General features: G+C 61.6%; 6 protein-coding genes and 3 pseudogenes. 3 read left to right on the top strand and 6 right to left on the bottom strand.

Annotation, left to right across the window (positions count from 1 at the left end):
• From WBQ44_RS05645 to WBQ44_RS05660, 4 genes and pseudogenes are all read right to left on the bottom strand, one after another.
• Nucleotides 1-654: hypothetical protein (locus WBQ44_RS05645; RefSeq protein ID WP_495565749.1), on the bottom strand; the 654-nt coding region annotated here is incomplete at its 3' end.
• A gap of 399 nt (nucleotides 655-1,053) precedes the next feature.
• Complete coding sequence (locus WBQ44_RS05650; protein WP_495565750.1) at nucleotides 1,054-2,484, bottom strand: IS1380 family transposase; 1,431 nt, start codon at nucleotides 2,482-2,484, stop codon at nucleotides 1,054-1,056.
• A gap of 97 nt (nucleotides 2,485-2,581) precedes the next feature.
• Complete coding sequence (locus WBQ44_RS05655) at nucleotides 2,582-2,902, bottom strand: hypothetical protein (RefSeq protein WP_495565751.1); 321 nt, start codon at nucleotides 2,900-2,902, stop codon at nucleotides 2,582-2,584.
• A 539-nt stretch (nucleotides 2,903-3,441) separates the two neighbouring features.
• Nucleotides 3,442-3,897, bottom strand: a pseudogene (locus WBQ44_RS05660) (IS630 family transposase); the annotation flags it as partial.
• Nucleotides 3,898-3,950: 53 nt separating this feature from the next.
• On the opposite strand from WBQ44_RS05660, the pseudogene WBQ44_RS05665 reads away from it, so the two are divergent.
• Nucleotides 3,951-4,172 (top strand): annotated as a pseudogene (locus tag WBQ44_RS05665) (transposase); the annotation flags it as partial.
• A complete protein-coding gene (locus tag WBQ44_RS05670; RefSeq protein ID WP_495565754.1) occupies nucleotides 4,121-5,146 on the top strand; it encodes an IS3 family transposase in 1,026 nt (341 codons plus the stop codon). The pseudogene WBQ44_RS05665 and the gene WBQ44_RS05670, both read left to right, overlap by 52 nt.
• A 4-nt stretch (nucleotides 5,147-5,150) precedes the next feature.
• Here WBQ44_RS05670 and WBQ44_RS05675 read toward each other — a convergent pair.
• Nucleotides 5,151-5,588 (bottom strand): annotated as a pseudogene (locus WBQ44_RS05675) (transposase); the annotation flags it as partial.
• A 119-nt stretch (nucleotides 5,589-5,707) separates the two neighbouring features.
• Between WBQ44_RS05675 and WBQ44_RS05680 the strand changes: the two are divergent.
• A complete protein-coding gene (locus WBQ44_RS05680; RefSeq protein ID WP_495565752.1) occupies nucleotides 5,708-7,105 on the top strand; it encodes an IS1380 family transposase in 1,398 nt (465 codons plus the stop codon).
• Between the two features lie 78 nt (nucleotides 7,106-7,183).
• Here the strand turns inward: WBQ44_RS05680 and WBQ44_RS05685 are convergent, their stop codons facing one another.
• Nucleotides 7,184-7,486 (bottom strand): helix-turn-helix domain-containing protein, encoded by a 303-nt coding sequence (locus tag WBQ44_RS05685; protein ID WP_495565753.1) that lies wholly within the window; start codon nucleotides 7,484-7,486, stop codon nucleotides 7,184-7,186.
• Nucleotides 7,487-7,639: the final 153 nt, after the last annotated feature.

The raw sequence follows: 7,639 nt of genomic DNA on the forward strand, positions 1-7,639 counted from the left end.
ATTCGGTGTCGCGCGTGCACATTTTGTTATCAGTTCCTCCCATGACGCGAAGGGGGATATTCGTTCTGGGGTGAAATCGGCGAGAACGTCGTGAACGGCCGTCGAGGTGAGGGTGGCTAGCTGCTCCATACGCTCCGCGAACGTGACGCTTCCGAAACCGGCGAACGAGTCTTGCAGGGCTTTCTTGACCTCGCCACGGGCAGCGTCGGTGTCGGTTGCCTCTGCTTGTAAGTCGTCGTGTGCGGCCATGCCTGCAAGTCGCGCGACCCGACGGATCGTCTTGATCTGGTTGGGCGACAGTCCCAACCGGGTGGTTCGATCGCCGAACAACCGGCTGTGAAAGCCCTCGGCGACGGCGGACAGAGTGAGCGCCCTGACCTCGATCGGTACGTCGTCAGTGCCGTTCACCGCCGGGTCTGCGATGTTTCCGAGTCTGGCCCAGTTGTTCATCCAGTGTTCGACGACATGGGGGGTCACAGCATTGCCGGAGACCAGACGACTTCCGCGGCGGCGCACCTCGGCTTCAGGGCCAGGCCGTTCGAGGACCCGCAACCAGGACCCGTTCATTTCCACACTGACTTCTAGCGATTCGGCCGTGATCGGATCACCGTGACACAGCTGCGCGAGTCCGGTCATCGCGTTGACGACCCTCATGTGCAATGTGCGTAGCGATACCGGCGACTGGGTAGCGTAAGAGACGACCAACTCGCCGTAGTCATTGTGGGACAACTCGAATCGAGCTAGCTGGTCCTGATTATCGAATGCTATCTGGTCGAGATGGCCCCATTCTTCGGGTACATACATGGCGAATCGCAACCGCCGGTACAGCTGATCGGCACCTGTGACGTGCGCGCCCACGATCACTCGTGTGACCGATAGTTTCTCGTTCCGCTGCATGTATATAAGCCTGAATTCACCGATGGGTTGGGTTGTTGATCGTGGGATGCGTTGTGCGGGTTGGTTCCGGGGTGCGGGCATGGCCGAGTGGCCGATCTCGGATATCGGGTTGTTCCACTGGCTTTTTCGTATCGTGGGCGGGCAGGGGCTGTCTCGTTAGGTCAGGATGTGGGCGGTGCGGCCGAACATGTTGTCGAACAACGTTGTCCAGGCTTTCTCCCAAGGCCAGTGTTCGGGAAGGTGCAGGGTCAGTTTTCTCGCCGAGCTGGCGATGCGGGTGGGGACGGTGATCAAGGCCTGCCGGATGGTCGCGGTGGTTGCTTTCGCCAGCGACTTCTCTCCTGTCAGTGACGCGGCGGCGCGGGTGAGGTTGAAGGCCATCACTGCGCAGATCAGCCAGGCTGCATTGGCGCAGAAATGACCGGACGGCATGTGTGCGAGGGCGGAGTTCTTCAAGTCGGCGTGGACCTGCTCGATGATCGCGTGCCGGCGATGGATCCGGTCGGCATCGACGGTGTCGATGTCGGCGGAATCGGTGGTGGTGAAGAAAGCATGGAAACGCCAGAGGTCGAACAGTTCACCCTGGCCTTGATCTTTCTTCGGTCGAAGGTCCGGGATGCGGCGTACGACGAGGCGGCCGGGAACGCGGTGGGCTTTCTTCTGTGATGTGAACGCGGTGAACGGTGTTTCGGCGACTTCGGCGACCGAGACCCACTGCTGGGTGTCGTCGTCGAAGATCGCATTCGTGTAGCGGATGGGAGTCCAGGCGTCGTCGTCGATGGCGGCGATCGCAGTTCTGATCACTGAGTTCAGGGCGGTGGTGATCGAGACATCAGCGCCGCCGCGGCGTGCCGCACCGATCGTGGGGTAGCCGAAGAACGCGGAGTCGGCCCGTACCAGCGGTTTCGCCGGTGTCGATCGCGTGGTCTCGGGCGTTGCTGCGGTGCGTAATCGCTCGACGGTGGCGAGGGTGTCGGCGATCATCCGTGCGGCTCCGCGGGAGGATCCGCAGGCGCCTTTACGCAGTCGTTGTCCGGTGATGATCGGGGCTGCTGTGGCGGTGGTGACTGTGGTGATCAACGAATTGAGTCCCCGCACGCCGGAGTAGCCGTAGCCCGATCCTTGTTTGCTGTGGCCGTGGACTTCGATGATCGAGTCGTCGATGTCGACCATCACCGGTTCGGTGTCGATCCCGGCGAGGACGGGGGTCTGTTCGGCGAGGGCGGTCAGCAGCCGGGAGGCGACGGCGTCGACTTGGCGGACATGCCCGAATTCGAACGTCCTCAGGAACGACCCGAGCGTCGACGGCGCGTAGGGTCGGTCGAACACGGTTTTCATCGCGCCGTGCCGCAGAATAGCCATGTCGGCGAGCGAGTCGGCTCCGGTGATCATGCCGGCGACGAGGGATCCGATCTTGCGGCCTGCGTTTGCGCCTTTGTCGGTGGGTAGCGTCAGGTGCTCGTCGGCGAGGGCGAGCAGCCTCGATCGTTGCGCCAACGCCATGACCGGGACCAACCCGGCATTCGAAATCAGGTTCGGGTCGTCGAAGCGTGCCGCAGCGACAGGTCGGGTATGAGATAGTTGCATCTGCGAGATGCCCTTCGTGGTGGTCGAATCTTTCCTTAGACAAGTTCGATTCTTTCACCACGGCAGGGCATTTCGCTCTAGAACTCGCGTACAGCTCTTACCCAATCGGTGTATTCAGGATAAGCGGTCGCGAGCTGCCGCGCACGTCCACCAAGGTAAGCAACGTTCCGTCGTCGCTCGTCCCGTGGACCGTGTACGGCTCGAACTCGGCGACCGCGACGTCGGGATCGGAAGCGCGGATGACGCGGAGCCCTTCGCCGACGGTTTGATGGTCAGTTGTTCGACGTTCAGTCATCTCACCGTTGACGATTGCAGAAATTTGGTTGTCGTCAATGGTGACGGTTCCACGAAGCCCACGCATCGGCGTGGCCGCCCGCCAGAACAGCCCGTCGATCGTGGTCGTGTCGTTCTCGGTCATTGCCACCTAACGGCGCGAAGTTCGCGGAGCGCTCGAGCCTTGCGCGAGGCACTCCGAACTCGCGGGCCAACCAGAGCCTGACGAGCAATGCCCCGGATGAAGCGATGACCCAAGCCCGAACCGGGTCCGGAGGCGGCTGATTCGCGTGCTTTGCGCCTTTGTACAGGGCGTTGAACGCGTCGGCCCGTTCATCGAAACCAGCGAATGGGCCCACGTTGTTCTGGTCGTCTCCGCGGAGGACGCCGGCGACGGAGCAGTCGAGTGAGTCGTGGATGCGGCGCAGGTACTGAGGGAACGCCAACTGGTCTTGGGGATTGAGCGACCCGTCGCGTTCGGCGATCTTGTACCCAAGAGCTTCGATCGCAACGCCCACTTGCAGCAGAAACACTTCGATAGTGGCCCCGCGCTGAAATCTGGACGATGACAGCGGGCCGACAATTCGAGACCATGCTTCTTTCTCATCGACCCAACGACGTACCCCGGGCGCGCCGATGTCGGCGAACGTGAAAATTGGGAAGTCTCGATCGGTAAGCACAGAACTAGTGGTCCGCGTTTGAAGTCGTTGGGCGGTTGGCTTTCTTGAGGATTTGCTCCGCAGTCTTGGTCCAGACGAACGGCTGGGCGCGTGGGTTCCAGCCGTTGATGGACGCCCGAATCTTGGCCGTGAGATCACGGACGTTGCGGAAGGTTCCGCGGTGGATCGCTTGGCGTTCGATGATCCCGAACCAGACCTCCACCAGGTTCATCCACGACGCCGAGGTGGGCGTGAAATGCACGGTGATGCGCGGATTGTCGGCGAGCCACTCTCGTACCTCCTGCTTCTTGTGCGTGGCGTAGTTGTCCATCACCAAGTGCAGTTCCTGATCTGGGTAAGCCCGCGCGACATGTTTGAGGAACACCAGAAATTCCTGATGACGGTGCCGCGGTTTGCAAATTCCGGTGACCTTGCCGGTCGCCACCTCGAGTGCCGCGAACAGCGTCTGAGGTTCCCCCCGGATGGTGGACACCGAGCTAGCAGGACCGCAGGTTCCGCTGGAAGGATGTCCTCATGTCCCGCAAACGCAGGTCGTTCACGACCGAGTACAAGGTCGAGGCCGCACGCCGCGTGATCGATTCCGGCCGGACCATCGCCGAGGTCGCCCGTGAACTAAGCATCAACGAAGCCCTGCTCGGACGCTGGGTCGCCGACGAACGCCGCCGCATCGAAGCCGCCGCCGCATCCGGAGATCAACCGCTGACCGCCGCGGAGCGCACCGAGCTCTCTCGGCTTCGCAAGCAGGTTTCCGAGCAAGAGAAAGACATCGCGTTCCTGAAAAAAGCGTCCGCGTACTTCGCGGCAAATCAACAAAAGTAGAGCTCTACGCGTTGATGGCCGTGGAGTGCGCGAACTCCGCAATTTACCGGATGGCACGTTTACTCGAAGTGTCGACCTCAGGTTTCTACAAACACCAAGGACAAAGTGTGACAACCCGATTAGGAGAACGACAGCAGCGACGTGCAGATCTGGAGGTGAAGATCCTCGACATCCACCGTGAGTCGAAAGGGGTGTACGGGTCGCCTCGGATCACCGCTGAACTACACGACCGCGGCGAGGTGATCGATGACAAAACGGTCGCGAAAATCATGCGCTCACTCGGCATCGTAGGGATCAGCCCGCGTACGTTCAAGGTCCGCACCACCGTGGTCGATCCCTTCGCCTCGTTCCCCGATGATCTCGTGCGACGCCAGTTCGACCAGGGCCGCCTCGATGCGGTGTGGACATCCGACATCACCTATCTGACCTGCGGTGACGGTGATATGTATCTGTGTGCGATCAAGGACGAGCACTCGAAGAAGGTTCTGGGGTGGTCGATGGCGGATCACATGCGCACCGAGTTGGTTCTCGAAGCATTGGACATGGCTGTCGCCGAACGTGGTGGCGATGTCGCTGGCACAATCATGCACTCGGATAGGGGAAGTCAGTACACGGCAGAGATCATGAAGCAGGTCTGCGAACGATATGGGCTGCGGCGCTCGATGGGGGAAACCGGCATATGCTGGGACAATGCCGGCGCGGAGAGTCTGTGGTCGACGTTCAAACACGAGCACTACTACCGCCACGCCTTCGCGTATGCCACTGAATTGGTTGCTGCAGTTGACAACTGGATGAACTTCTACAACACTCGCCGTAGGCACTCCACGATCGGGATGCTCAGCCCCGCCAATTATGAACAGTCACTGATCGCGCCTGTCTTGGCCGCGTAACCACTGTCCACTTTCCGGGGGGAACCTCAGTCGTCGTGCCGTTGCGGACGTAGTCGTGGGTCTGTCGCTCGGGTATCCCGATCTGCATCGGCATCGGCAACGTCGGTGCGGTGCGGTCCAACGCCTGAATCTGCGACTTTTCATCCACGCACAACACGATCGCGTTCTCCGGCGGTTCGAGGTACAGGCCGACGATGTCGGTCACCTTCGCGACCAACTCCGGATCGGTCGAGAACTTGAATGTCTCACTGCGCCAGGGCTGAACGCCGTGTTCGCGCCACACCCGCGCGACGGTGGCGTGCCCGATCTTCAAGTGATCGGCGAGCAATCTCGAACTCCAATGCGTGACGCCGTACTTCGCCGGCGGGGGCGTCAACGTCACCGAGATCAGATTCTCGCGATCGAGGGTGCGAGGGCGGCCCGATCGTTCTTCGTCTAAGCCTCGATCCACCGATGAAAGTAGGCCGTGACCGGGTGTCGAACTGAAGAAAGTGCCCCCTGAGCTGGGAAGATTTGAGTTCTCACACAACAAATCCAACAGCTCGAACAAGGACACTTTCAGTGCGATCTTCTCACACGTTCCGCGGCGATTCGGCAGCGTTCGATGACCCCAACCTCGTGTCGTGCGCCGGCCTCGTGCCAGTGATGGCCCTCGCCGAACAGACCCACCTGATGGACATACTCGCGGACAAGGTGGTCATCAAGTCCTCGAAGATCACCTCCGGTGCCGCCAACCCAGCCCCGAAGCTGACGACTCTGATCGCGGGAATGTGTGCCGGAGCGGACTGCATCGACGACATCGATCTGCTGCGATCCGGCGGCATGAAACACCTCTTCGGCACCGTCTACGCGCCCTCCACCGTCGGAACGTTGCTGCGCGAGTTCACCTTCGGACACAACCGCCAGCTCGAATCGGTTCTGCGTCAGCACCTCGTCGCCCTTGCCCGACGTACCGACATCCTCCCCGGCATCGCCGATCGCGTGTTCGTCGACATCGACTCCCTCCTGCGGCCGGTCTACGGCCACGCCAAACAGGGTGCCTCCTACGGGCACGCGAAAATCGCTGGCAAGCAGATCCTCCGCAAAGGACTCTCGCCCCTGGCCACGATCATCAGCACCGCCGACTCCGCCCCGGTCATCGCAGGCATGCGGCTTCGTGCCGGTCGCGCCGGCTCGGGCAAAGGTGCCGCCCGGATGGTCACCCAAGCGATCGTGACCGCCCGGTCGGCCGGCGCATCGGGCAAGATTCTCGTCCGCGGTGACTCCGCGTATAGCGGCAGCTCGGTGGTCCGGGCATGCATTCGGGTAGGTGCCGAATTTTCGTTGGTGATGGCACGAAACAGCGCTGTGCAGCGTGCGATCGACTCGATACCCGATAGCGCCTGGGTGCCGGTGAAATACCCCGGCGCGGTCCGCGACCCCGACACCGGTGTGTGGATATCCGATGCCGAAGTCGCCGAAACTGTCTACACTGCTTACGCTTCCACAGCTCATCCGGTCACCGCTCGGCTGATCGTGCGGCGAGTCAAAGACGCCGCCGTCCACGACAGCCTCTTCCAGGTCTGGCGACATCACCCGTTTTTCACCAACACCACGTGGCCGGCGACGACCGCCGATGTCACCCACCGAGCCCACGCGATCATCGAGACCGTCTTCTCCGATCTGATCGACGGACCGCTCGCCCACATGCCGTCCGGATCGTTCGCGGCGAACTCGGCATGGGCCCTGTGCGCGGCGATCGCCCACAACTTGCTCCGCGCGACCGGAGTCCTCGCCGGCGGTCTCCACGCGAAGGCCCGCGGTGCGACTCTGCGACGCAAGATCGTCAACGTCCCCGCCCGATTGACCCGTCCACAACGCAAACCGACGTTGCGGCTGCCGACCCACTGGCCCTGGACGACCACATGGCTTCAGTTGTGGCGCAACATCATCGGAACCTCACCGCCGACGCCCGCCTGACAACGATCATCGCGCCATCTCCGGCCCGTCAAGGACACAACCGTGGAAAATCTGGGCAGACCAGCGGCTACCGCCTGCCTATAATCGCTCGAATCGAAAAATGCCCAATTCAAATGCCGATGCCGCGCATGCGAATGTCAGTCGGTGGATCGAGGCTAAGAGCCCGTCGACCCCGAACTGCTCGTACCGGGCACGCCAATTGATCACCGTCTGACGGGAAATCGAGAACCTCCGCGCGATCTCCGCATGCGCCACGCCATCGGCCGCCAACAGAACGATCCTCGCGCGCTGGACCAAACCGGCCTTTGTCGTCGTCGATCGCACCCATTTCTCGAGCTGGGCACGGTCGGAATCGGCAATCAACAACGGTGCAGCGCGCATGAGTAATTCAACCAAACATTACCGCCCAACTACTTCAGGCGCGCCGCACTAGGGAAATCAAGTGAGCGCCGTCAGCGGCACCGGAGGTGATCTTCGAGGACTTGATGACCACCTTGTCCGCGAGTATGTCCATCAGGTGGGTCTGTTCGGCGA

Origin of the sequence: Rhodococcus sp. (in: high G+C Gram-positive bacteria), assembly GCF_049591685.1 — a bacterium.
In the GTDB taxonomy this organism is placed as follows: Bacteria; Actinomycetota; Actinomycetes; order Mycobacteriales; family Mycobacteriaceae; genus Rhodococcoides.